Genomic DNA, 22,132 nt, shown 5'->3' with positions numbered 1-22,132 from the left:
GAAGAACATCGTCAAACTCAAAGCTTCGGTCGCCCGGTTCGGCTTCGTCACGCCGATCCTCGTTGATGCGCAGATGGGGATTATCGCCGGGCACGGCCGGCTTGAGGCCGCGAAGGCCCTCGGGCTGACGGCCGTGCCGACCGTTGTGGCCGATCATCTGTCCGATGCCGAGGTCCGTGCCCTGCGTATTGCCGACAACAAACTGGCCGAACTGTCGAACTGGAACGAGGAAGCCTTGCAGATCGAGTTTGCCGATCTGATGGATATGAGCCTCGACTGTGACCTGGGCTTCGATCTCAACATCACCGGCTTCGAGCTACCGGAGATCGACATCATCATCGACGGGGCCGGAGATGCAGAAGAGGAGCCCGAGACCGTCGAGGAACCTGATCCTGCCAAGCCCGCCATCACCCGCCCGAGCGATCTCTGGATCCTCGGGGACCATCGTCTCCTGTGTGGCGACGCGCTGGAACCTGAGAACTATGCCTGCGTACTTGACGGCGATACGCCGGGCATGGTGTTCACGGACCCGCCCTATAATGTGCCGGTGCAGGGACACGTGCGCTCGGGCAATGCTGGCGCGCATCGCGAGTTCGCAATGGCCTCGGGTGAGATGACCGAGGCCGAATTCCGCAAGTTCCTGGACAAGATCCTGACCCTGCTGGTTGAGGCCATGCCTGCCGGTGGGATCGTCGATGTCTGCATGGACTGGCGCCATGTTGAATATCTGATCGGCGCTGGTAAGGGGAGCGGACTCGAGCTGATCAATCTCTGCGTCTGGAACAAGTCCAATGGCGGCATGGGCAGCCTCTACCGTTCCAAACATGAGCTGATCTGCATCTTCAAAAAGCCCGGTGCGCCGCACATCAACAATGTCGAGCTGGGCAAGCATGGCCGCAACCGCACCAATGTCTGGGACTATGCCGGGGTGAACAGCTTCGGCAAAGGGCGCGCGGCCGATCTTGTCGACCATCCGACGGTCAAGCCCACCGCGCTGGTGGCCGATGCCATCATGGATGTGACCCGTCGTGGTGACGTGGTCCTCGATGTCTTCGGCGGCTCCGGTGCCACGCTGCTCGCGGCCGAGAAAACTGGCCGCTGGGCGCGTCTCATCGAACTCGACCCGCTCTACGTCGACGTCGCGATCCGCCGCTGGCAGGAGATGACGGGTGAGGCGGCCGTGCATGCCTCGACCGGTGAGACCTTCGATATGCGCACCTCCGCGTCGGCCGAAACCCGGGAAGGGGAGGCGGCCGATGTCTGAACAAGAGAAAGATTACGAGGTCGGTTACGGCAAACCGCCGAAGCATAGCCGGTTCAAGAAAGGCCAGTCCGGCAATCCCAAGGGACGGCCGAAGGCAGCCAAGGGGCTGCTCGCCAGTGTGAAGCGCGAGTTGGATTCGAAGATCACGGTCCGAGAAGCCGGGGGCGAGGTCTCGATCTCCAAGGCGGCGGCGATGGCCAAACGGCTAGTTGCCAATGCGCTGCAGGGAGACCTTAAAGCTTTGCTGGCGCTGCTGAAGCTCGATCCGGATCTCTACGGACGCCTCGCGGCAGAGGTGGAGGCGGAGGAACATGGGGCGGAACCGGAACCTGTCGATTACGACATTATTCGGGCGCACCTGCTGGCGATGGAGCAAGATGGCAACGTGGCTGCTGCGCTGGAGAATGATCGTGACTACCCCTGACGCTCGTATGGTTCGGCGGGCATCGCTTGAGCTTTGCCGTGAGACCTTTTTCTTTTTCGTGTGGAAAGTGTTTGACACGCTTCATGTCGAGCCGGGCAACAAGTTCGTGCCAGCCTGGCACGTGCGCGCCATGTGTCATGAACTCGGGAACATCCGCACGGGGGAGAATAAACGTCTCGTCATCAACATCCCGCCCCGTTGCTTGAAATCCGTGACCGTGGCCGTTGCCTATGCGGCCTTTCTGCTCGGGCATTGTCCCGGTGCCAAGATCATCGTGGCAAGCTACGGTCTCGATCTCGCCCGCAAGCATTCCGAGGATTGCCGAAGGGTGATGTCGTCGCGCTGGTACCGGGAAATGTTCCCGCTGACGCATCTGGCGGCAAAAGGCAACACTGCGGAAGAAATCCGGACAACGTCGGGAGGCAGCCGAAAGGCTGTCTCCATTGGTAGTGCCGTGACCGGGCATGGTGCGGATTACATTATCATCGATGACCTCCTGAAGGCCGGAGACGCCAATTCCGAGGCTGAACTTTTGCGGGCACAGGAGTTCATCGAGGGAACGTTATTGTCGCGCTTTGACAATCCGGCCGAGGGCCGCGTGGTGATGATTGCGCAGCGCCTCCATGAATCCGACCCGCCGGGTTACCTCCTCGACAAGAGCACCTACCGGCATCTCAACCTGCCAGCCATCGCGGAAGAGGAAGAAGAGGTAGCAATCGGGCAGGGAAAGCTGCACCAGCGTGCCCCGGGGGATCTGCTCTTTCCCGAAAGGCTTGACCGGGAGACCTTGGACCGCCTGCGCAAGGAAATGGGATCGGCAATCTTCAATTGCCAATATCAGCAAAATCCGATCGCGCCGGATGGCTCGCCACTGCGCTGGGAATGGTTCAAGACATATGAGAAAGTTGAGGATCGGCGTTGGTATCAGCTGGTTGTCCAGAGCTGGGATACCGGGACTTCCGCGGATCCAAGGTCCGATTTCTCCGTATGCACGACATGGGGTTTTCGAGAGAATTCCTGGTACCTGCTCGATGTTTGGCGGGGACGGCTGGATTATCCGGACCTGAAGGCGAAGGTACTGGGATTGTCGGATCAGTGGAATCCCGAGCGCGTTCTTATCGAGGATGCCGCGACTGGTCGCCCGCTGCTGCATGAACTCTTTCGGGATGATCGGCGCTTCCGAGCCATCACCCCGGAAAAAGAGAAGGAAATCCGATTCAACGCTGCATGTGCGTCCGTACAAGAAGGTAAGGTCTACCTACCGACAGAGGCGTCCTGGTTCTCTGATTTTAAACGAGAACTACAGTCCTTTCCGCGTGGTCGCAATGATGACCAGGTCGACAGCTTCAGCCAGTTCCTGAACTGGTCGAAGGGAAATGGGTTTCATCGTGCGCTCGGCCGAGAGCACCCTATCAACCTCAAACGACGCGAGCGACAGCTGGCGAGGTCCAGGCGGCTGTGAGAGGTCGAGTATTTTGTGCCTGCTCGGCCTTCAGGCTCATAACCTGAAGGTCGTAGGTTCAAATCCTACCCCCGCAACCAAATAAAACCAGGCCCCAGAGCATTAACCTGCTCGGGGCCTTATTCTTTGTGTCCGACGAAAGTCCGATGCAAAACCAAAAACCATATCCCCCCACGTACGCTTTTTGAACGCTCTCAGACGCTCCCAAAGCCCGCGATTTGAAGGAGGTCGTGGCCGAACAAGCGCTGGAACTGCGGCTGCTCAAAAAAAGCATGATCGCGGATGGGGACGACGACGTATGAGGTATCCCGCATCTGAGAAGCTGGAGATCATCCTCCTCGTGGAAGGCTCGCATCTCCCGACCAAGCGCACGCTGGACAAGCTCGGCATCCCCAAGACCACCTTCTATCGCTGGTATGACCGGTATCTGTCGGGTGGCCCCGAGGCGCTTGAGGATCGCAGCCCCAGACCGTCTTGGATCTGGAACCGCATTCCTGAACCGGTACGCGAGAAGATCAAGGACCTTGCTCTGAAGGAAAGCGATCTGTCGCCGCGCGAGTTGGCCGTGCGCTTCACCGACACGGAAAAGTATTTTGTGTCAGAGGCTTCGGTCTATCGCATTCTCAAGTCCTACGATCTGATCACCAGCCCGGCCTATGTGGTTCTATCGGCAGCCGACGAGTTCCACGACAAAACTACGCGGCCGAACCAGCTCTGGCAGACCGACTTCACTTACCTGAAGGTCATTGGCTGGGGCTGGTTCTACTTGTCCACGATCCTCGACGATTACAGCCGCTACATCATCGCCTGGAAGCTTTGTACGACAATGAAGTCAGGCGATGTGACCGACACGCTGGACCTGGCGCTGCAAGCGTCGGGTTGTGATCAGGCGACAGTTCTGCACAAGCCTCGCCTGCTCAGCGACAACGGATCGAGTTACATCTCGGGTGAACTGGCTGATTGGCTGGAAGACCGGCAGATGGATCATGTCCGCGGCGCCCCATATCATCCGCAGACCCAAGGCAAGATCGAGCGATGGCACCAGACCTTGAAGAACCGCATCTTGCTGGAAAACTACTACCTGCCCGGTGATCTCAGGCAGCAGATCGATGCCTTTGTCGATCATTACAACCACCGGCGCTATCACGAGAGCCTGCAAAACCTCACCCCGGCCGATGTCTACTTCGGGCGCGGCCAGACCATTCTGAGAAAACGAGAAAGGATCAAACGAAAGATCATCGAAACCCGGCGCTTGCTTCACCGCAAATCCGCCGCATAATCACAAAAAATAGATGAGCCAGATCCTCTCTTAGCTCAGGCGGCCATCTGTCCCAAAAACCCTGACGACGGACACTACCGAGGACAAGAAATTGAAGGTCACACGCAATACTCCTGAACAGCTCATCATCGAAGAGCGGCCATGGTTCACCGGAATTGGCATCAGCGCCCTCAGTCTCTTTTTCACGGGAGCAGGTATCTTCTCGGTGCTCGACGGCGAGTTTGGCGGCATGATTTTCTTTGTCGGCACTGCCTTGGGCGCGCTGGCTTTCTGGGCCTTTGTGCGCCGGCTCATGGTAATCTTCGATCGCCACGGTGGGCAGATCGAAATCCGAAGGAAATGGGTTGGCGGCCAATCTGTCGAAACCCTCGACCTCAAAGCTGTGCGTAAAGCTGACGTGGAATTTCGTGAAACCTACAGGCAGGGAAAGATGCGGCGAACGAGCCGACCAACACTTGTCATGTTTGCGGATCACGACCCACAGAAATTAGCGCTCGTTGAGCATTTCAGTGGAGGGCGAAGCTCGCAAGTCGTGGCTGATGAAATCAACGAGTGGCTGGCTCAAGGTGCCGGTTGATTGGTCCTTCCCGAACAAGAATTTTCATGCGGATAAGATTATGATAACTTAACGGCGTAAGGTTTTTTCATCTTTATCTCTCTATGGAACTCCCTTGGCTTCTGGCCAAGGGTTTTTCTTTTCTCAGACTTGGTAGTTCTGAAGGTTCGATGCAGACCAACGAGACGCTCTCAATGGCTGCGGCCACAAGAAAACCCGCGCCGGGGACACGACGCGGGCGATTTCACTCGATGGGATAGGTTATGAAATCTGTGGGACGCAAAGTAGCCACCACATATTTACAAGATAACAAAAATGCAGAGCCGTCGATTTGACGAAAATCAAATTGAGAGAAGCTTATCGCCTCGGGTGGATTGAATCCTAGCCAAGAGGCCACTCTAGTTTTCTGAAGTTCTAGGAGTGACTGAAAGGCTCGTTCAAAACACAGAGACAGCGGAGCCTAACAGCGCTTCGGGCTAACGCTGTGGAGCAGGCGTTTGCCCAAAGCCCGTTCAGAGTGCAAATCACAAGAACAAGCTCAAAATATTTGCGCCTGGACCAAGTGGTAAAATTTATAGCTGCACCGCAGCATTTACGTATTGAAAAGACAGGAAGAGGCCCCAAATGGGCCGTAACGTTGATCCACTCCTCCTCCCTTGGATTACCGTAATTCAGGCGGCGCACTCTCCTCCCATTGTGCGTCGCTTTTTTTTACCAATCACAGTTTGTAAGTTTGCCCGCCCTGACACGTGCCGTGCAGCCAAACGTGCGCACTCATATTGCAGTCATACGCCAACGATACCATCTTCGTACCAAACAGCAGGGAGGAAGACATGACAGAGCAGAGCTTTCTTCAAAGTGCCGTGGACGCATTGCAGCAGTCTTCCGACAAGATCAGCACAGCACGTGACTTGGTCGTGCAAAATGGCTGGCATTGGAACGATGAGCTCGCAGAAAACAGCGACATGCTCTTTGAAATCCACTTGTTCGGCGTTGCTGGTGTTGGGCTTGGTGCTGAGGGTGCGGTGCAAAACTGGCTCGAAAACGCCAAAGCAGAAATTGATGCTCTTGAAGACACGGCTTAGCAGCACGGTTGCAGAACCGCTCACTGGGCCAATCTGACAGTCAATGCTTCTGGATCGGGGGTAAATCTTCATCCAAATCCAGTTCGAGGACCGAGCGCCAAAGCGGTGTTTTGAAGTAATGCCGCTCGTTCTTTCCATCGCGTTCGCCGTCTTCTTCGAAGATCAAACCTGACCAAACCAATGGCTTCAGCACAAACGACGCGCACACAGCCAGCTTACGTGAGCCAATGTCGTCAGCACCTGCCTCGCTGCCATAGAAAACACTGTACAAGTGCCGTTCCGTGGTGCCTTGGTCGATCTCTACATTCATAACATTCAACCAAACATCCCAGTCGCCCCAAGGCCGTTCCTCAAACCTCCCATGGTCATGTCAGAAGAACGTGGCTTGAGGCGGGCAGGGCGGTTGCGTAGCCTCTGACCATGACCAAGCGCTCTCCCTTCAAGTACTTCAAATCGAGCCCCGAGATCATCCGCCTGGCGGTGATGCTGTATGTCCGGTTCCCGCTATCGCTTAGGAACGTCGAGGATTTGCTGCACGAGCGGGGCACCGACGTCAGCCATGAAACCGTCCGCTTTTGGTGGAACCGGTTCGGGCCGATGTTCGCATCCGAGATCCGGCGCAGACGGGTCCAGCAGCTGCGCGCCTTCTCTCGATGGCAGTGGCATGTCGACGAGGTCTTCGTGAAGATCAATGGTGAACGTCACTACCTCTGGCGAGCGTGGCATGCCCCCATGGGGGCATGCCACGCTTGTGCTTTGGCATTTGTCAGAGAGCGCGCGTCGGAAAACGATCTGAGAACCGCCGATTACGCCATGACAAGTTCTTTCGAGCCGGATGTGATCTGGCACATTTACGGTTGACGGCTTTGCAGCCACTGGTCCTGATTGGTCCGTCAGCGCCCGCTTCCCTTCTTTGCCCCCATCTCCCACGCGAAAGGCCAAGACATGAAGTCCAGGACAAGAGTTGCAGTCATCGGCGGCGGCATCGCGGGGTGCTCGACGCTTTACCATCTGACGCAAGAAGGCTGGACCGATGTCGTCCTGCTGGAACGCGACGAACTGACCAGCGGGACCACCTGGCATTCCGCAGCGCAGGTGACGAATTTCGGGATGAACCAGACCATGGTGGGGCTGAAGTCCTATTCCATCGAGCTGTACAAAAAACTGCGCGACGATCCCGATTACCCGGTGGGCTATCATCATGGCGACGGCGGCATCCGTCTTGCCAATACCGAGGCGCAGATGATGGGCTATCGTCACTTTGCCTCGATGGCGCGCGGGATGGGCGTGGAGTTCGAGGTGATAGATGCCGCCGAATGCGCCCGCCGCCACCCGCTGATTTCGACCGTCAACCTGCTCGGCGGTCTCTGGGACGGGCAGGACGGCGACATCGACCCGGCGCAGCTGTGCCAGGCGCTGGCTTTTCACGCGCGCCGCGCGGGGGCCGAGGTCTATCGCCATACACCTGTCACCGGTCTGACGCAGCACAAGGACGACACCTGGACCGTTCGCACCGCCAAGGGTGACATCGACGCCGACATCGTGGTGAATGCCTGCGGCTACCGCGTGAACGAGGTGGCCGCGATGATGGGAGTGCATCACCCCGTCGCGGCAATGGAACACCAGTATTTCGTGACCGACGACATCCCCGCCATCGCGCAGGCCGGGCACCGCATGCCGCTGCTGCGCTGCCCCATCAGCGACTATTACTGCCGGCAGGAAAAGAACGGGCTGCTGGTCGGCTTCTATGAACAGGACTGCAAGACCTGGGGCATGGACGGGATCAGCCCCGACTTTTCCAACGACCTCTGTCCCGACGACCTGGACCGCGTCATGGACGTGCTTGAAGGGGCGTTCGAGCGCATGCCCGCCCTCGCCGAGGCTGGGATCAAGCGCGTGGTCAATGGCCCGATCACCTATACCATCGACGGTGCGCCGCTGGTCGGCCCGATCCCGGGCAAGCGCAATGCCTTCTGCATTGTCGGACTGCGCGCGGGCATCGGCGAAGGAGGCGGCCATGGCTGGCTGCTGGCCCAACAGATCGTGCATGGCGAGGCATGTTATGACACCTGGTGTCTCGATCCCCGCCGGTTTGGACCGCATGCCAATGCCGAACTGACCGCGCTGAAGGCCATCGAGGATTACCAGAACGAATTCCGCTTCCACTTTCCGCACGAACACCGCCCGGCGGGGCGTCAGGCCCGGACCACGCCGCTGACCCCGATCCTTGCGGCCGAAGGCGCCGAATTTACCGTGGTGAACGGTTGGGAGCGCGTCGATTACATCAAACCCTCGCCTGACTTTCACCCTTCGCTGACCTTCGATTTCGACGAGACCTTCGACTTGATCGGTGCAGAAGTGCGCAATGTGCGGGACAATGTCGGCCTGACCGAGGTCAACGGCTTCAACCGGATCGAGATCACCGGTGCCGACCGCCATGCCTTTCTGGACCGCATGGTCTGCGGCAGGATTCCGCGCCGCGAGGGCCGCGTCGGGCTGGGCTACTTGCTGAACCATCACGGCATGGTCAAAGCCGAAGCCACCATCGCCAACCTGCCGGCCTCGGACCGGGGTCCGGCGCGGGTCTGGTACGGCTCGGCGGCGGCGAGCGAGCTGCACGACATGGATTGGCTGCGCGCCTATCTGCGCGCGGACGAGGACGTTCAGCTGCGCAGCCTGACCAATGATCACACCATCCTGGTGCTGGCGGGGCCGAAATCGCGTGGCGTACTGTCCGCCTGCGCGCGGGGCGATTGGTCAGCGCAGGCCTTTCCGTGGCTCAGCGTCTGCGAGTGTTTTGTGGGCATTGCGCCCTCGACGGTCATGGCGGTCAGCTTCTCGGGCGAACTGGCCTATGAGATCCACGTGCCCAACGCCTCGCTCCATGCGGCATGGCTGGCGCTGCGCAAGGCGGGTGCGGCCCATGGGATGAAGCTATTCGGCGCAAGGGCAGTCGAGTCGATGCGGATGGAAAAGGGGTTCCTGCATTGGAAGGCGGATATCACGACCGAATTCGACCCTTTCCAGACCGGGCTCGGCCGCTTCGTCGATCTGGCCAAGCCAGAGTTTGTCGGCAAGGACGCCCTCGCCGCCCGGATCGAGGCCGGTCCGCGCCGGAGGCTGGTTACGCTTGCGGTCGATACGACCCGCGCCCCTGCGCCGCGCGGCGCTTCGCTGATGATCGGGGGGCGCGTTGTCGGCACGATCACCTCGGGGGAGTGGGGCCACAGGACCGGGATGAACCTGGCCCATGCGTTCGTGGATGCCGGGCTTGGCGCCGAGGGCACCCAGATGCATGTGGACCTTTGCGGCAACCTCGTCGCTGCGACGGTGGCACCCCGCGCCGCATACGATCCTGGCTACGACCGTTTGCGACAGCAATAGGTCCTGTCAGAAGGATTGCTGTTGAGATGGGCACGGCGGCCACGTAGCGTCGGAATATGACCAAACTGACGCGTTCAAGGGCTTTCACAACAACCCCGAGATCATCTGCCTGGCGGTGATGTCGTATGGTCTTGTCAGAGGAACTTTGCTTGAGCCGGGCAGGGGGCTTTCGTAGCCTTTCAAAATGATCAAACGCTCCCCATTCAAATACTTCAAAACCAGCCCCGAGATCATCCGCCTGGCGGTGATGCTCTATGTCCGGTTTCCGCCCGCGCACCCGATCAACCGTGCGCGCCGCGGGAAACAACTGGTGCGCGCTAGGCGCTGTTGAAAGGTTCTTGCTTGGGGACTTAAGTGGTCGTCAGGTCTATACATCATGGAAGATGAGGAAAGTCCCCGACGGCAAGGTAGTCTTTTTCAGCCTTTGTCGATGGACGGCCCAATATGTTGTTCCGATGCGGGTGCCTGCCAAAGCGCCGGACAACATCCGTGATCCGCGCATGCTGCTTGCGAAAGCGCTCTCCCAGGCCTGGCAAATGTGCCGGTTCAAATTCGGCTATCTGGTCGACCAATGGGTTCAGGGCCTGCATACGTTCCAGATGGTCCGGCCCTTCACAATGGCTTATCGCAATCACGAAAAAGGCCATTTCCCATGGAGCAAGCGCATCGATATCATCGTTCTTGATCCCGTCGAGCGCGAGTCGGGTTGCCTTGATATCTTGAGCAAAGGCCGCCGGGGTATCGCGCCACAGCGACCTGGGAAACTGGTCCAGCGCGATTAGAAGCGCGAGCCTCCCTCGTGGTGTTTCTGCCCAGTGATCGAGTTCTCCCGTCGCGGCGGCAAGAGTAAGGTCTGAGAACCGCAGCGTGATTTCCTCATCCATGCCGCCATGCATACGCTCTTTCCAGAAAGCGCTATGCGTCTCGGGGCTCTCTTGGTGTCCAGTCGCGGGGAACCAGAGGTCGAGCACGTCCGAAGGCTGGTGTTTCTTTTCACAAATAACGTTCATGTCGGTCCCTCAGAATCTTGTCGGCCAAAGGTTCATTGCAGCGTGAACGTCGCCTTCGCTCGGCAACTTGGTCAGGATTTCCAAAAGGAAGTCCCGCTCTTCGCCAATGCTCGGCCCTTTGCGTTCATGACTAGAGTTCCCGACGTCAGTTGCGTGTGGTTGCGTCTCCCAATTGTTTATCAGTTTAAAAAGGTTGAAGCCGCTAAAGAACAGGCGTGTCAGTGTCATCAGGTCGTCCTCCGAGTGATCTGAGAACAGGTTAGAGACCTCCGTGTACCAGTTGTATCCGCTCCACCGTTGTGCTGTTCTGCAAAAATGAAGAACGGGTTTCGCGATTGGTCGGATGTACGCGTGTTTCTCGCGGTACTTCGTGCCGGTTCCACGCTGGCAGCCTCTCGCCAACTGGGAATGGCCCAGCCAACGGTGGCGCGTCGCATCGATGCCCTGGAGCATTCGTTGGGTCTTCAGCTGGTCGAAAGAGACACGAGGGGGTCTCGACCGACTGCAGAAGCACTGGAGCTTCTGCCGTTGGCGGAGGCTCTTGAAGCCTCGGCCGAGGCTTTTTCCGAAAAGGCAGAAAACCTGAAATCCGAGCGTTCGCGGGTTATCCGTATTACAGGCGTTCAAGATGTATTCAACAGCAGCCTGTCGGCGATCCTTCGGGCTTTTTCTGAAAAGCACAAGAATGTTCGCTTTGAGTTTATTCCCAGCAGCCGCCACCTGGATTTAATGGCGGGCGAAGCGGATGTGGCGCTTCGCATCGCCAACAAGTTGGAAGATCAAGACTTGATATGTCGGAAGGTCGTGTCGATTCCGGCTTCGCTATTCGCTTCTTCGGGTTACGAGGCAAAACATGGATTGCCGCGTGACGAAACGGAGCTCGAAGGTCACAAATTCATCGTCTACAAAGGCGAAAACGTCCCGCACGCCATCAATACATGGATCCTTGACCGCATTACCCCCGATCAGATCGCCATGGAATGTGCTGACATGCGCTCAATGGAGGCTGCCATCCACATGGATTTGGGTGTCGCTGGATTGCCGACACGTTACAAATTCTCTGAAGAAGGGTTTGTTGAGTGCTTCCAGCTTCCCCGGGACACCACCTCGTATGGTTGGTTGGTTGCGAGCCCTGCGGCGTATCGTCGTAAAGAAGTAAAGTCATTCTTCACCTTCGCAGTCCCACGCTATCGCGCCTATTACCTTGAGACCGAAGAAACGAATTCGTGACTTGACACAACGAGGTCGTATTCGGGGGGCGATCCATACTAGGATGTTACCGAATGAGCTTGAATTGTCTTTCGCTGGGATTGGGTTGAACGCCTTCGGCACGGACAAAGCCAACACTTCGTCTGTGTTGGTCGCGGGAGTTCATTTAGGTGCGATCAATTCAACTCGAACCGCAAAATGCCCGCTGCGGCCAACTCGTCGTTGAGTTCGTCTGCCGTTAGAAATGCCAGTGCAGTTGCCGCACCGGTTTGAGGCGTAGTGCTGAGAAAGATCGACATATCGATGTTCGCCCCAAGCTCCTCAGGAAAAATCGCCGCAGGAACAATGCCTGGGGTTGCAAGGACAGTGGTTAGGGGGGCGACTGCAAGCTCAGTCTCACCCGCAGCAACCGATGCCACCGGCTCACCACCACCCATGGCTTGGCTCTTCGGAACGATTGCATTGGTCAAGCCGAGCTGCTCCATCACTTCGACGTATGTGCGACCGCTTGTGCCGGCACCAGTGTAGGCGATGCTTTCTGCTTCGTGAAAAAGGGCTTTGATCCCCTTTAGGTCTTTGCTGATCCTGTTTTCCGTGCCCGCTTTTCGGCCTACCGCAAGAGGCACTCGGCCAAAAGAATGGTGACTCGCACCGTCTGCGTGGCCGGCTGAAATAAGTGCCTTCGCGTAGGAGGAATTGGTCAGGCCGATGTCATATGCCTCACCCGCTGAGATGCGCTCAGGTATCGCCGGGTTCAGATCGATCAATTGTGTGACCGATAAGCCCGAGGCCGTCTCCAGGCGAGGGATGAGGCTGTTTATGGTTGCCCGGATCGCAATGGGCACGAAGATGCGCAATTCACTCGACATGGCCTATCAGGCTCCGGAAGGTGCGTGAGTATGATCATATTTGCATGATGCATGTGAACTTGGAACTGAGCAATGCTTGCTGGAGCAAGCTATTAGCTCTGAGCTCTGACCCGCCCTTCGCTGCGGCCGGTTCGAATGACGGCTACGCGGACTTTTCTGACCTTGGGTAGCCGACTTTGGCTGGAAAGCATGGGTGAGTGATGTTCTTTGCGAAAACACCGCTCACTGATCTTATTCTTTCCACAAACTTATTCCAAAATCGCCGTGTGATGTGAAAATGAATACCGGCGAAAGGATTGGGTCCTATAAAAATGCAGATCTTCAAAGTCTTGGTTGTCTTTTTATTGGCGGGCACACCCGCCTTTGCACGTGACGTTGCTGGGCGGGCGTATGTGCGCGATGGTGATACGATTGTCGTGTCTGGGACGCCTGTCCGACTGAACGGCATCGATGCACCTGAGGCGTCTAACAGGTATCGGGGTGCACAACCGTCGTAATGGTTGATGCGCTGATATCGTTTTTCTCTAACGCCTTGGAAAAGGATGAAGCGGATTCTTCGGCACGCCGGGAAAAGCTCTCTTGCCAGCCTTAAAGAGTTGCTTTCATGGCGTCAGGATCGCACATTCCCCGAAAGCCTATAAAGCGACCGCTGCGCCTTTGCCCATCGCTACTGGGGCTATCTTCACGGTTCCAGTAAACAATGTTGCCGTGGATGCGGAAGCGGCGAACCTCTCCAGGCAAAGCGTAGCGGAAAAGCTTTGCTCCACGAATGACCAAAAGCCTCCGGTCGGTTATTGCGAAACGCCAGTTGGCGTCGCGTTCAAGCCAACTAAGCCAAAAGAAGATAGCGCCGAAAGAAATAAAGACTAGAGCGGGCACAAGTGTTGAGCCGGAACCGAGCGCAAGTGCCGGAAATATCAACTGCCCTAAACCTACCAGCAGCAGAACTCCGAATGCGATCCCAATCGCGGCTAGCGACCGGCTGACAAGGTTGTTCACCGATGTCACTTCAGGCCGCCCCTGCCATAGCACTGTTTCCCCGCACTGAAGATGCCGGCGGATCATAAGGTCGAGTTTGCTTTCTGGGACCGGTTCGAGAGGCGTCGTCATAGTGAAGTCCTGAAACCTGTCGTTCACCTATTGTTTTGGCAAGCTAGCCGAAAAGCTGCCGGTGATAGTCATAGGGCGGTTCATGTCTGTCTGAGGGTTCGAGGCATTCTCAGTATAAAACACCGGCGCGGAAAAGGTTCCTTCTACGATCAACCGGTCTCCATCCTCTTCGACCTTTGTCAGGTCCATGGCAACAGTGTCTTCGTCGGGATTTTTCCAGTAGACGCTGTAATAACTCTCAAGATATTCGAAATCAGCAATGGCGATGTAGCCCCCGGGACCGCGCATAAGCGTTCCTCCCAGAACGAGAACGTCGTTGGTGGCGTTGGTACCTTCCTCGGGGTTTGCCCAGATGCTGAAGCTAGATGCGTTCAACATGCCGGGCATGGTCTGAATCCAAAAAGATTGGGATTCTCCATCGTCTTCAAGGGCGTAAAAAGTGCGTTCCCCTTTTCCATCAAACGACGCTGTAACAGTTCCAATGGTCTCAGACAGTGCCGGGCTGGCGACAAGGAGTGCAGCGAAAAGGGAAAGTAGTTTCGTCTTCATGGTCAAATGCTCCCTAGGAAAAAACTTGGGCCGAGGCATGACAGCGAGTGTTTGCAGGTCAGGATTAGCTGCTGATCGAAACAACTGTGCCGGCCTTGTTGACGCTACAGATCCAAGGGTCTCTTTTGCCCATTCTGAAGACTTCAACACGTACACCAGTCGATGTGACTTGGGTATTTGCTCCGTGCAGTTCCTTGCGTGGGATGCCGAACTTCTCAGCGACAGCATTTGCACATGTCGGTTCTGCTTTACGAGCATCGGTGCCAGGAACACTAGACACCTGTTCTGAAGTCGTAGTTTCCATGCAGGCCCCGACGACGAATACACTCACCAAAGCGAACGCCTGAAATATGGTGCCTCTGTTCATAGTGTTTTCTCCATTTTCTTAAGTTTTCTTCGCAACTCTTTGGTCTTGGATGCAGTGCACAGCGTCCTGGATGTGCGCAGGTCTATGTTCTCGAGCGATTTCAATTTCCACATTCGATGATAGCCTCGTGGTGGGCTCTCCCGAAATCATTCAACTGAGTTATCGCGTCGACTTTCGAAACTCGTGTCGCCTTCGCGTGCTTTTCCGCAGCACTCTGCCAAGCGTCTGCGCGCGAGGCACCTGCTCGCCGCAGTTCAATCGAATGGCGTGCGGCTACCAAGTAGTAGACGAAATCTTTTGCGCCGAGTTTTGTTTGTAGTGCCTCGGTCGCACACTCACATATTTCTTCTGAATGCAGCGTAAGGCAGGTGTCAGTGACCGGATTTGCAACGGCAGCAAAAGGCGACACTGCGAGGACAAAAGGGGTTAGAAAAACCTGCGAAGAAATCTTCATGGGGAACCTCATATATTGCATTCACTTGCTACTGGCCACGTGACCAACAATGCCCAAACGTAAATGTTTCGAAGATTTAATCACGGCACTGCCTTGGAGCGCCAGCTTTAGTTTTGCTTTGTCAGATTTACTTGACTCAAGATGGGCAGGACCCTTCATAGCCTTCAGCCATGGACTACGCGTTTGGGTTTCGGGTCTCCGCCTCCCTACTTGATTAACTTTGCCACTAAACCGACTGGAAAGCGTCACAGCACCGTCATTTGGATGGGTTAAAACGTGACCATAATTAAGGTGTTTCCTGCGAGTGTATGTCCCTCACGTCGCTTCCCCTGTCGTGCGGGAGGGACAATTCTTCTGGCTTGTGAGGGCGATATCCAAACTGTCCAAATGTCCATTTCTGAACTCGTTCCGGCTACATGGACAGAGTGGACACAGCATCCGTCTGCTTCGGGCTCGAAGCTGTCGTTCACTGCAGCCTGTTCGAGTGACCGCTGCGCGGGACAAAGTTGCCTTCACGCCTTGGACAGACGACCACGGTTCTTCGCGAAGTCTTCTTGGATAAGGGTCTGGACAGCTTCCCATTCCTGAAACAGCACAAGCTGCCCCGCGTCAGAGAAAAACCGGACATCGTAACCCACGATCTGTTCGGCCTCGCGCTTGATGCGCAAGTGAGGCGCAATGCCGTCTTTTTCTCCCAGGATGCAATGCAGTCTCACCTTTCCCGAGACTTCCTCGATCACGTCCCGCCAGTCTTTCGTGGCCAGAAAGCCGTCCTTAATAAAGGCCTCGCCCCCTTGTGCGATCGCGTGGGTCAGCCCGTCCGCCATCATGTCGAAACATCCGACCTCGTGACAGTAATCGAGATCCACAGGTGACGCCCCAAGATGCCTTTGCATCATGCGATGAGCCCCGAGGAAATCCACCGCAGCGATGGCCGCGCGCGTGAGGAAGCGCAACGCTGTACGGGATTTCTGATAGCTGCGGGCAAAGGCGCGTGACATCGTGCCCATCCCGTCGATCAGGTCGTCGCTGACAACACCACTATACCCGGCATTCAGTACGCCAACGCACCTTTCCGGGAACCTGTTGGCAAAGTTGATCGCGATACCGATCGCTGACAGGTTCCCGATCACGAAGGCGGCGGGGACGGAAAGAACGTCCAGAAATGCATAGAGATCGCGGCAGGATTGCCGCACGAATTCCCAATCCGTTGCCGGAATACTGTCGGACTTTCCGAATCCCGGACGCGAGGGCGCAATGATCCTTAGCCCGTTCTGATGCGCAGCGCTCTTTACATGATGTGGCAGATCAGGGCCGCTCATCATGCCATGCAGGTAAAGCACCGGGAGACCGTCCATATCTCCGAACTGACGAAACTGGAGCATGCGGCCACTTGGAAGAATGACCCGCGAGAACACGGCTTCCGGCCGCGCGTCCGACGGAAGAAAGGCCTGCGCAACCAGCTTGAGACTTTGGAACTGGCTCAGAACGAACACGCTCGACCTGACAAGGTCGTTCTGGTTCCGGCTTCCGGTTTTCTCCAGAAGGGCCCGAATCTGTGCGCGGATTGTATTGACCGAGACACCTTTCTGCAGAGCGATCTCGTCGGCCTTCCTGCCCTTCGCCAACTGTGCGAGCACATCAGCTTCAGCCGCAGTCAGATTGTATTTGTCGCGAATGGCGCCCCATGCGGCATTCGTCTCCGACACCTCGTTCAATACGACGAGATACTGCTTTCCGGGGATGGTGTTGTCATAAAACCCCTGTGGCAGTTCGGTGATAACCGCGGCACCAGCCCCATCAGGCGCGGCGAGATCAGGAACAAAGGCGACGGTCTGGCCAATTTCCCAATTACGGATTTGTTCCCTGATGGCCTCGCCGAAAGCGGGGCCTGTAGCTTCGGAGGCTTCAACGAAACCATTGAACTCTTCGTTCTTGTAAAGAACATTGAGCGCGGCATCGCAAATGAATGCCGGCATGGAGAATCCGTCGAGAATGCGCTTGGCGCGATCATGATCGCGTTGCACCCGGCCGATGTGATCGAAGATCTGAAGCGCCTGATTGAAATGCCCGACAAGTGCGGCGTCTTCGGTATCCTGATCTTCAGAGACGATGCGGGACGTCAGGCATTTTTCCCAAAGCATGATCAGGTCATGGAACTTTTCGGGCTGCGCCACGGTCGCATAGGTCAACTGGACAACCTCGCCAAAGAGGTCACCCGTATCGACCTTGGATTTCTTACGGCCTGGCTCCGTCTCCATAAGACTTCCGCGCGTTGCATCCCACCGTGGGACATGGCCACTGATTACGCTTTCCGAACTTGCGGTTCGTCCATCTTACCTCAGAAAAGATATACGGCGTTATCAATCTTGATAATGCCACCGATCGCGGCGCGCGTATCCTGACGCTTATTCGTTTTCGCAAACACTGTTCAGGCCATCTGGCCTTTACCTAGGACAGAAGCGCAGTTGGGCGTCTCTCATGTCGCAATTTCGATCGGAAGACTTTCACATAGGGGTTATTTTATGCGTCGGTCCCCTTTTGTGGGCAGGCAACTTTGTCATAGGCCGTTCGCTGCACGATGCGCTCGAGCCATTTCAGCTCAACTTCCTGAGATGGGCCGTTGCGGCACTGATCCTGTTACCTGTTGCCCTGAGGCACTGGCGGTCAATAGCAGCGGCATGGGTAACTCATGCGAAACAACTCGTGGCGCTCGGTGTCCTGTCAATCGCCTTGTTCAACTGGCTGGTTTACTCCGGCCTACAATATGCATCGGCTTCGACTGCCGGCGTTACCTTCTCGTTGTCAGCCGTGTTCATAGTCTTCATTGCGTGGATCTGGCGCGGCGCTCCGCTTACGGCGTGTGATCTCATCGGCGCGGCCATTGCTTTTTTCGGTGCCGGAGTCGTGATCTTCGATGACCTCCAGAAAATGGCCTCGGCTTCACATCTTGCGGGGCCCGCCATGCTGCTCTGCGCATCGGTCACGTGGTCGGTTTTTACTGTTTGTCTTAAGCGCTGGAGCATCCCCCTCGTTCCGCAGGCTTGTCTGGCCGCAACCGTCTTTTCGGGCCTTGCCGTTATGACACCAGTGGCGCTGATCACTGGGATGCCCGCGCCTGATCTCGTGCTTCGAGCGGACGTGCTAATCAGCATACTATACCTTGGTGTTGGCGCATCCGTTGTCGCCTTTTGCGCGTGGCAGTCAGGTGTTGCCAGAGCGGGTGCCGCGCGCGCCGGGATTTTCCTGCACCTTGTGCCGATCTTCTCGATTTGCCTTGGCTTTATTTTTCTGGACGAGGCGTTGACCCTTCCCAAGCTACTCGGAACTTGTGTGGTGCTGCTGGGCATCGTTTTGAGTCGGATACGCACGCGGAAAACAGAACGTGATCACGCAAGCTGAACAACTTTGAGATAAGATGTGGTTCAAGAGATAAAGAAAATCGCGCATCGCTAAATTAGAGCGGAGGCCCACAAAAAAGGGGCCCTGCTTAAGGTAAAACAGGGGCCCCAGGGGAGGCTCGGTTTCGCTCAGAGGTCGCTGTCGTATGCTTGGGCGTCGCTGATCATGTAACTCCAGGCGAGGCCAGCGTTGCGCCAACCGTTCATGACGCGCTCGCCCTTGTGCGGGCCGTCCTTGACCTTGTCGCCTTCGTAGCCGTCGACCAGCGAATAGACGTTGCGATAGCCCATCTTGTAAAGCAAGTCGGCAGCCCGGGCGCTGCGTGATCCGGAACGGCACATCAGGATGATCGGCGTTTCGGGCAATATCCCGGTGGCTTGAGCGTAGCTTTCGAAGTCGCTGGGGAAATTCGGGTTCAGCTCGAGCTTGTAAGTGCCTTTGGCCGCATCGAATTCGGGTATCATCGGCATGACCATGTAGGGGATATGCTTGTTCGCCCTGACCGGCAGCCCAAGAAACGAAACCTCGGCACGGCTTCGGATATCGATCAGACGAACCTCCGGGTTTTCGAGCATGCCGCCGACATCGGCTGAGGTCACGTAAAGACCGGCTGTGGTGCGTTTCTTTTCGGGAATTTCATCCGCGAACGCGGCAGTGGCCATGAATGAAGCCGCAACAAGTGCAATAACCGATTTCATTTCCCTAATCTCCTGCTTGCCTTTTTGAGAAAAGACGCCGGTTTATGACTCGGCATCTGTAGGAGATCGTAAATCGACGGATTTCCGCCACATCATCAACTTTGATAATGTGACCTAAAAATGCGCTGAAGCACTAGAACACATACTGCATTAGACTAAACGCATGTCCGCTTAGGGCTCTAAACAGCCATTCGCTGCGGTCTGCACCAAAGTCTGCTATGCAGGACGAAGCCGTCATTCGACGGCAAACTGCCTACGCCAGAAATATCGAGGCAAATACGCGAATAAGGCAACCAATGCCAACGATCGAATAGGCGGTGTCCCAGGCTCCAATCTTCGCTATGCTGTCAACGTGTTGCAACTGGGTCGCTAGATGAAAGCACGTTTTGGAAACTGCGAGATCAACTCCGAAGCACGGCTGTTGTGTCGTGACGGCGAAGCCATCGACGTGGAACCCCAGGTTTTTGATGTGCTGGTGGCCTTAATCGAAGCTAAAGACCGGGTACTGAGTAAGGACGATCTGATCGAACGGGTTTGGGGCGGGCGTATCGTCTCCGATACCGCCGTGACTAGCCGGATCAAGGCGGCACGCGCAGCCGTGGGTGACGATGGCGCCGCGCAAAAAGTGATCCGTACCCTCCGTGGCGTGGGCTATCAGTTTGTTGCTGAAATTGAAGTTAGTGCCGACATGGTGTCTTCTTCGGGCGAGAGGCCGGACCAGCCAGTAGTTCTGGTGCTTCCATTCACGCAAGTTCCTGACGATCCCGATACGTTGTGGCGGCTGGATGGAATTTGCGACGATGTTATCTCGGCGCTCTCGCGGTTTAGGGATCTGAGGGTTATCTCTCGTCTCACGTCTTTTGGCCTTCGAGATCTCGCAGGAACGGAAATGTCGCGGGCTATCGAAGAAATTGGCCCCGACTATCTGGTCGAAGGGGGACTGCGCCAGCGCGGTCATAACTGGCGCCTACAGGTAAACCTCAGTGCAGCAGATTCCCAGGCGCAGATCTGGTCGGAGCGCTGGGAACTTTCAGATGAGGATTTTCAGAATCTAGATCCTTATGTCGACCGGATTGCGGCTGCCATCGAGCCGGAGCTGCTTTCAGCGGAGCGCGACCGGCTGCGCAGCTTGCGTGAAACAGACCTCTCGACTTGGGAGACAACACAACGCGGGCTTTGGATGCTGTGGCAACAACGCCCGGGGCTTCATGCCAAGGCCGTCACGATATTGAAGGAGGCGCTAGCCCGCGATCCGGACTATGCGTTGGCACATGCCGGACTGGCATATGCGCTTTGCCACGCCCACAAGGAAGGTGTGGTGGGCGACGGGGCTCTTGATCAAGCCTTGGCGGCAGCACGACGTGCGGTGCAGCTCGACCCGCGGGATGCCTTTTCTTATGTTGCCTTGGGTCGTTCACATTTGGCCCGTGCGGAATTCGACGCCGCCATCGCCGCCTATGACGAGGCAATCGCCCGAAATCCCAATCATGCATATGGCCATTTTGGACGCGGTTATTCGCTGTGTCTCAGCGGTCGCCCAGCTGAGGCCATAGGTCACTTCGAGCGTGTACTGGCCCTGAGTCCGCGCGATCCACAAGGATGGTCGGTCTGCGTGATGCTGTGCTTTTCCTGCCTGTTGGTGAACCTCGCCGACGAAGCGCTTGGCTGGGCAAGGAAAGCTCAACGACTGCCGAACGCGCCTCATTGGGCCCTTGCTGCAGAGGCCGCGGCTCTCAACGCGCTTGGAAGGGGAACGGAAGCCGAAAAAGTACTAAAAGAGGCGCTGAACGCGCGACCCGATCTTGATGCGGCCTTTCTCGACCGCGCTTACCCGTTCGCCGACCGTCAGGACTATGACAAATTGGCAGGTCTCATGTTGGGCACGTTTGTTCCGGCGGCCTCAAGGAAGGAAATCTCCACGTAGTCTCCACACTTCTCCACCGGGGCGCCAAGCGCTGGCACGTCTGGGCTGCCATGTTTGTTTCATTGAAACCCTGCAACGAACGGAGACATAATCATGGACCTCATCCAGTCGACAGCACGCCGTACACACACCATCAAGCAACGGGCCGTATCTGTGACAGCCAAGCTTTTGGCAATGCCAGCGGGGTATCGCCACCGCGCGGAACTTCGCGGTCTAACACCTGAACAGCGTGCAGATTTCGTCATGACCGAGCGTGATCATGAGGCAGCACTCAACATGCCGGTGACCGATTACCCGGTTTACGCAATTGCCCGCAATAACTGGGAGAGGCGAATCCTAAGCCTGCTGGGGCGAGTTGGGATAAACGAATAGTAGCCCCCGTTCGTGGAGAAAACGCACCGAATGAGGCCGACCGGTCTTCCAAAACTGATCGGCCCATTCAGGGAAATCTCTGAAATTCGACTTTGCTCTTTCGACTTTTTGAGGCCTTGAGACCTGAGGCCTCATTGGGCTGGTTGCTGCCGTTATCCGCGCTCAGCACTAAGGTCTGCAACGCCGACACGGCGGACCAGCCTGAAAATTTAGTCAAGCAACCCCATCAATAACTACTAGGTTTGTGGAGGCCGTTTGATGACGAATTTCGGCCAGTTCTAAGTACTCCGGATCATTGTGCCAAGCCTTGGCTTTTTCTACGGAAGGGAAACGCATGATTACTGTCCTAGGCATGGCCCACGACCCTTCCAGAATTTCCGTCTCGGCGCGCGATGTTGCTAGTAACTCTCCGCCATGCTTTTCGAAAATGGGCATGAAACCACCGAGATAGGCTTGGTAGGCCTCGGGGTCATGTATATCGAGTTGACCGATTACATAGGCTGGCATGATCTTCACCCTTTCGAAGCAGTTTCCTCCACCACCCTAACAGCCATGACAAATGGCGCAAAGGTCATGTCAGAGGAACTGGGGTTGAGCCGGGCAGGGGGCTCTCTTAGCCTCTCAAGATGACCAAGCGTTCCCCCTTCAAGTACTTCAAGACCAGCCCGGAGATCATCCGCCTGGCAGTGATGCTCTATGTGCGTTTCCCGTTGT

21 protein-coding genes, 1 tRNA gene and 4 pseudogenes are annotated in these 22,132 nt (G+C 56.6%); 15 read left to right on the top strand and 11 right to left on the bottom strand.

What is annotated here, in order from left to right:
* The 7 genes and pseudogenes from E0501_RS20905 to E0501_RS20875 all read left to right on the top strand — a co-directional run.
* Nucleotides 1-1,264: site-specific DNA-methyltransferase (locus E0501_RS20905; protein WP_137703353.1), on the top strand; the 1,264-nt coding region annotated here is incomplete at its 5' end.
* Entirely contained in the window at nt 1,257-1,688 is a 432-nt protein-coding gene (locus tag E0501_RS20900) for a DUF5681 domain-containing protein (protein WP_137703352.1), read from the top strand. The genes E0501_RS20905 and E0501_RS20900, both read left to right, overlap by 8 nt.
* Complete coding sequence (terL, locus tag E0501_RS20895; RefSeq protein ID WP_161594686.1) at nt 1,669-3,150, top strand: phage terminase large subunit; 1,482 nt, start codon at nt 1,669-1,671, stop codon at nt 3,148-3,150. Before E0501_RS20900 ends, terL begins: the two co-directional genes overlap by 20 nt.
* Nucleotides 3,148-3,230: transfer RNA gene (locus E0501_RS20890), tRNA-Met, on the top strand. The genes terL and E0501_RS20890 overlap by 3 nt, the downstream gene beginning before the upstream one ends.
* Before the next feature lie 126 nt (nt 3,231-3,356).
* Nucleotides 3,357-4,429, top strand: a pseudogene (locus tag E0501_RS20885) (IS3 family transposase); the annotation flags it as partial.
* Between the two features lie 91 nt (nt 4,430-4,520).
* Nucleotides 4,521-5,006 carry a hypothetical protein gene (locus E0501_RS20880; RefSeq protein ID WP_137703350.1) on the top strand — a complete coding sequence of 162 codons (486 nt, stop codon included), beginning with the start codon at nt 4,521-4,523 and terminating at the stop codon, nt 5,004-5,006.
* Nucleotides 5,007-5,818: 812 nt separating this feature from the next.
* Nucleotides 5,819-6,070: a hypothetical protein gene (locus E0501_RS20875; RefSeq protein ID WP_137703349.1), complete on the top strand. Its 252-nt coding sequence runs from the start codon at nt 5,819-5,821 to the stop codon at nt 6,068-6,070.
* 40 nt (nt 6,071-6,110) lie between these two features.
* Here the strand turns inward: E0501_RS20875 and E0501_RS20870 are convergent, their stop codons facing one another.
* A complete protein-coding gene (locus E0501_RS20870; protein ID WP_137703348.1) occupies nt 6,111-6,380 on the bottom strand; it encodes a hypothetical protein in 270 nt (89 codons plus the stop codon).
* Between the two features lie 110 nt (nt 6,381-6,490).
* On the opposite strand from E0501_RS20870, the pseudogene E0501_RS20865 reads away from it, so the two are divergent.
* From E0501_RS20865 to E0501_RS21415, 3 genes and pseudogenes are all read left to right on the top strand, one after another.
* Nucleotides 6,491-6,790, top strand: a pseudogene (locus E0501_RS20865) (IS6 family transposase); the annotation flags it as partial.
* A gap of 225 nt (nt 6,791-7,015) precedes the next feature.
* Nucleotides 7,016-9,454, top strand: coding sequence for a GcvT family protein (locus tag E0501_RS20860; RefSeq protein WP_137703347.1), 2,439 nt, complete (start codon nt 7,016-7,018; stop codon nt 9,452-9,454).
* Between the two features lie 184 nt (nt 9,455-9,638).
* Nucleotides 9,639-9,722 (top strand): annotated as a pseudogene (locus tag E0501_RS21415) (IS6 family transposase); the annotation flags it as partial.
* A gap of 106 nt (nt 9,723-9,828) precedes the next feature.
* Here the strand turns inward: E0501_RS21415 and E0501_RS20855 are convergent.
* Both E0501_RS20855 and E0501_RS20850 read right to left on the bottom strand, forming a co-directional pair.
* The gene (locus E0501_RS20855; protein WP_137703346.1) at nt 9,829-10,464 is read right to left on the bottom strand and encodes a DUF924 family protein; all 636 of its coding nucleotides are present in this window, start codon (nt 10,462-10,464) and stop codon (nt 9,829-9,831) included.
* Nucleotides 10,465-10,473: 9 nt separating this feature from the next.
* Entirely contained in the window at nt 10,474-10,692 is a 219-nt protein-coding gene (locus E0501_RS20850; RefSeq protein WP_137703345.1) for a hypothetical protein, read from the bottom strand.
* A gap of 87 nt (nt 10,693-10,779) precedes the next feature.
* On the opposite strand from E0501_RS20850, the gene E0501_RS20845 reads away from it, so the two are divergent.
* Nucleotides 10,780-11,694, top strand: coding sequence for a LysR family transcriptional regulator (locus tag E0501_RS20845; RefSeq protein ID WP_137703344.1), 915 nt, complete (start codon nt 10,780-10,782; stop codon nt 11,692-11,694).
* A gap of 155 nt (nt 11,695-11,849) precedes the next feature.
* Here the strand turns inward: E0501_RS20845 and E0501_RS20840 are convergent, their stop codons facing one another.
* From E0501_RS20840 to E0501_RS20810, 6 genes are all read right to left on the bottom strand, one after another.
* A complete protein-coding gene (locus E0501_RS20840; RefSeq protein ID WP_137703343.1) occupies nt 11,850-12,542 on the bottom strand; it encodes a substrate-binding domain-containing protein in 693 nt (230 codons plus the stop codon).
* A gap of 588 nt (nt 12,543-13,130) precedes the next feature.
* Nucleotides 13,131-13,679, bottom strand: coding sequence for a hypothetical protein (locus E0501_RS20830; protein ID WP_161594685.1), 549 nt, complete (start codon nt 13,677-13,679; stop codon nt 13,131-13,133).
* Complete coding sequence (locus E0501_RS20825; protein WP_137703341.1) at nt 13,680-14,201, bottom strand: hypothetical protein; 522 nt, start codon at nt 14,199-14,201, stop codon at nt 13,680-13,682.
* Between the two features lie 64 nt (nt 14,202-14,265).
* Nucleotides 14,266-14,568, bottom strand: coding sequence for a hypothetical protein (locus E0501_RS20820; protein ID WP_137703340.1), 303 nt, complete (start codon nt 14,566-14,568; stop codon nt 14,266-14,268).
* A 100-nt stretch (nt 14,569-14,668) separates the two neighbouring features.
* The gene (locus tag E0501_RS20815; RefSeq protein WP_137703339.1) at nt 14,669-15,022 is read right to left on the bottom strand and encodes a hypothetical protein; all 354 of its coding nucleotides are present in this window, start codon (nt 15,020-15,022) and stop codon (nt 14,669-14,671) included.
* A 512-nt stretch (nt 15,023-15,534) separates the two neighbouring features.
* On the bottom strand, nt 15,535-17,283 hold the full coding sequence (locus E0501_RS20810) for an alpha/beta fold hydrolase (RefSeq protein WP_137703338.1): 1,749 nt from the start codon (nt 17,281-17,283) through the stop codon (nt 15,535-15,537).
* Between the two features lie 220 nt (nt 17,284-17,503).
* Here E0501_RS20810 and E0501_RS20805 point away from each other — a divergent pair, with 220 nt between their 5' ends.
* Nucleotides 17,504-18,424 (top strand): DMT family transporter, encoded by a 921-nt coding sequence (locus E0501_RS20805; protein WP_137703337.1) that lies wholly within the window; start codon nt 17,504-17,506, stop codon nt 18,422-18,424.
* Nucleotides 18,425-18,552: 128 nt separating this feature from the next.
* On the opposite strand, the gene E0501_RS20800 is transcribed toward E0501_RS20805, so the two are convergent.
* Nucleotides 18,553-19,122: a rhodanese-like domain-containing protein gene (locus E0501_RS20800; protein WP_137703336.1), complete on the bottom strand. Its 570-nt coding sequence runs from the start codon at nt 19,120-19,122 to the stop codon at nt 18,553-18,555.
* A gap of 373 nt (nt 19,123-19,495) precedes the next feature.
* Here E0501_RS20800 and E0501_RS20795 point away from each other — a divergent pair, with 373 nt between their 5' ends.
* A complete protein-coding gene (locus tag E0501_RS20795) occupies nt 19,496-21,046 on the top strand; it encodes a winged helix-turn-helix domain-containing protein (protein ID WP_137703335.1) in 1,551 nt (516 codons plus the stop codon).
* 93 nt (nt 21,047-21,139) lie between these two features.
* On the top strand, nt 21,140-21,418 hold the full coding sequence (locus E0501_RS20790; protein ID WP_137703334.1) for a hypothetical protein: 279 nt from the start codon (nt 21,140-21,142) through the stop codon (nt 21,416-21,418).
* A gap of 213 nt (nt 21,419-21,631) precedes the next feature.
* Here E0501_RS20790 and E0501_RS20785 read toward each other — a convergent pair whose 3' ends face one another.
* Nucleotides 21,632-21,925 carry a DUF1330 domain-containing protein gene (locus E0501_RS20785; protein WP_137703333.1) on the bottom strand — a complete coding sequence of 98 codons (294 nt, stop codon included), beginning with the start codon at nt 21,923-21,925 and terminating at the stop codon, nt 21,632-21,634.
* A gap of 119 nt (nt 21,926-22,044) precedes the next feature.
* On the opposite strand from E0501_RS20785, the pseudogene E0501_RS21645 reads away from it, so the two are divergent.
* Nucleotides 22,045-22,132: pseudogene (locus E0501_RS21645) on the top strand (IS6 family transposase); the annotation flags it as partial.

The sequence above is a fragment of the Marimonas lutisalis genome, assembly GCF_005434965.1.
Taxonomy (GTDB): domain Bacteria; phylum Pseudomonadota; class Alphaproteobacteria; order Rhodobacterales; family Rhodobacteraceae; genus Marimonas_A; species Marimonas_A lutisalis.
This window is presented reverse-complemented; position numbering and strand designations above follow the sequence as displayed.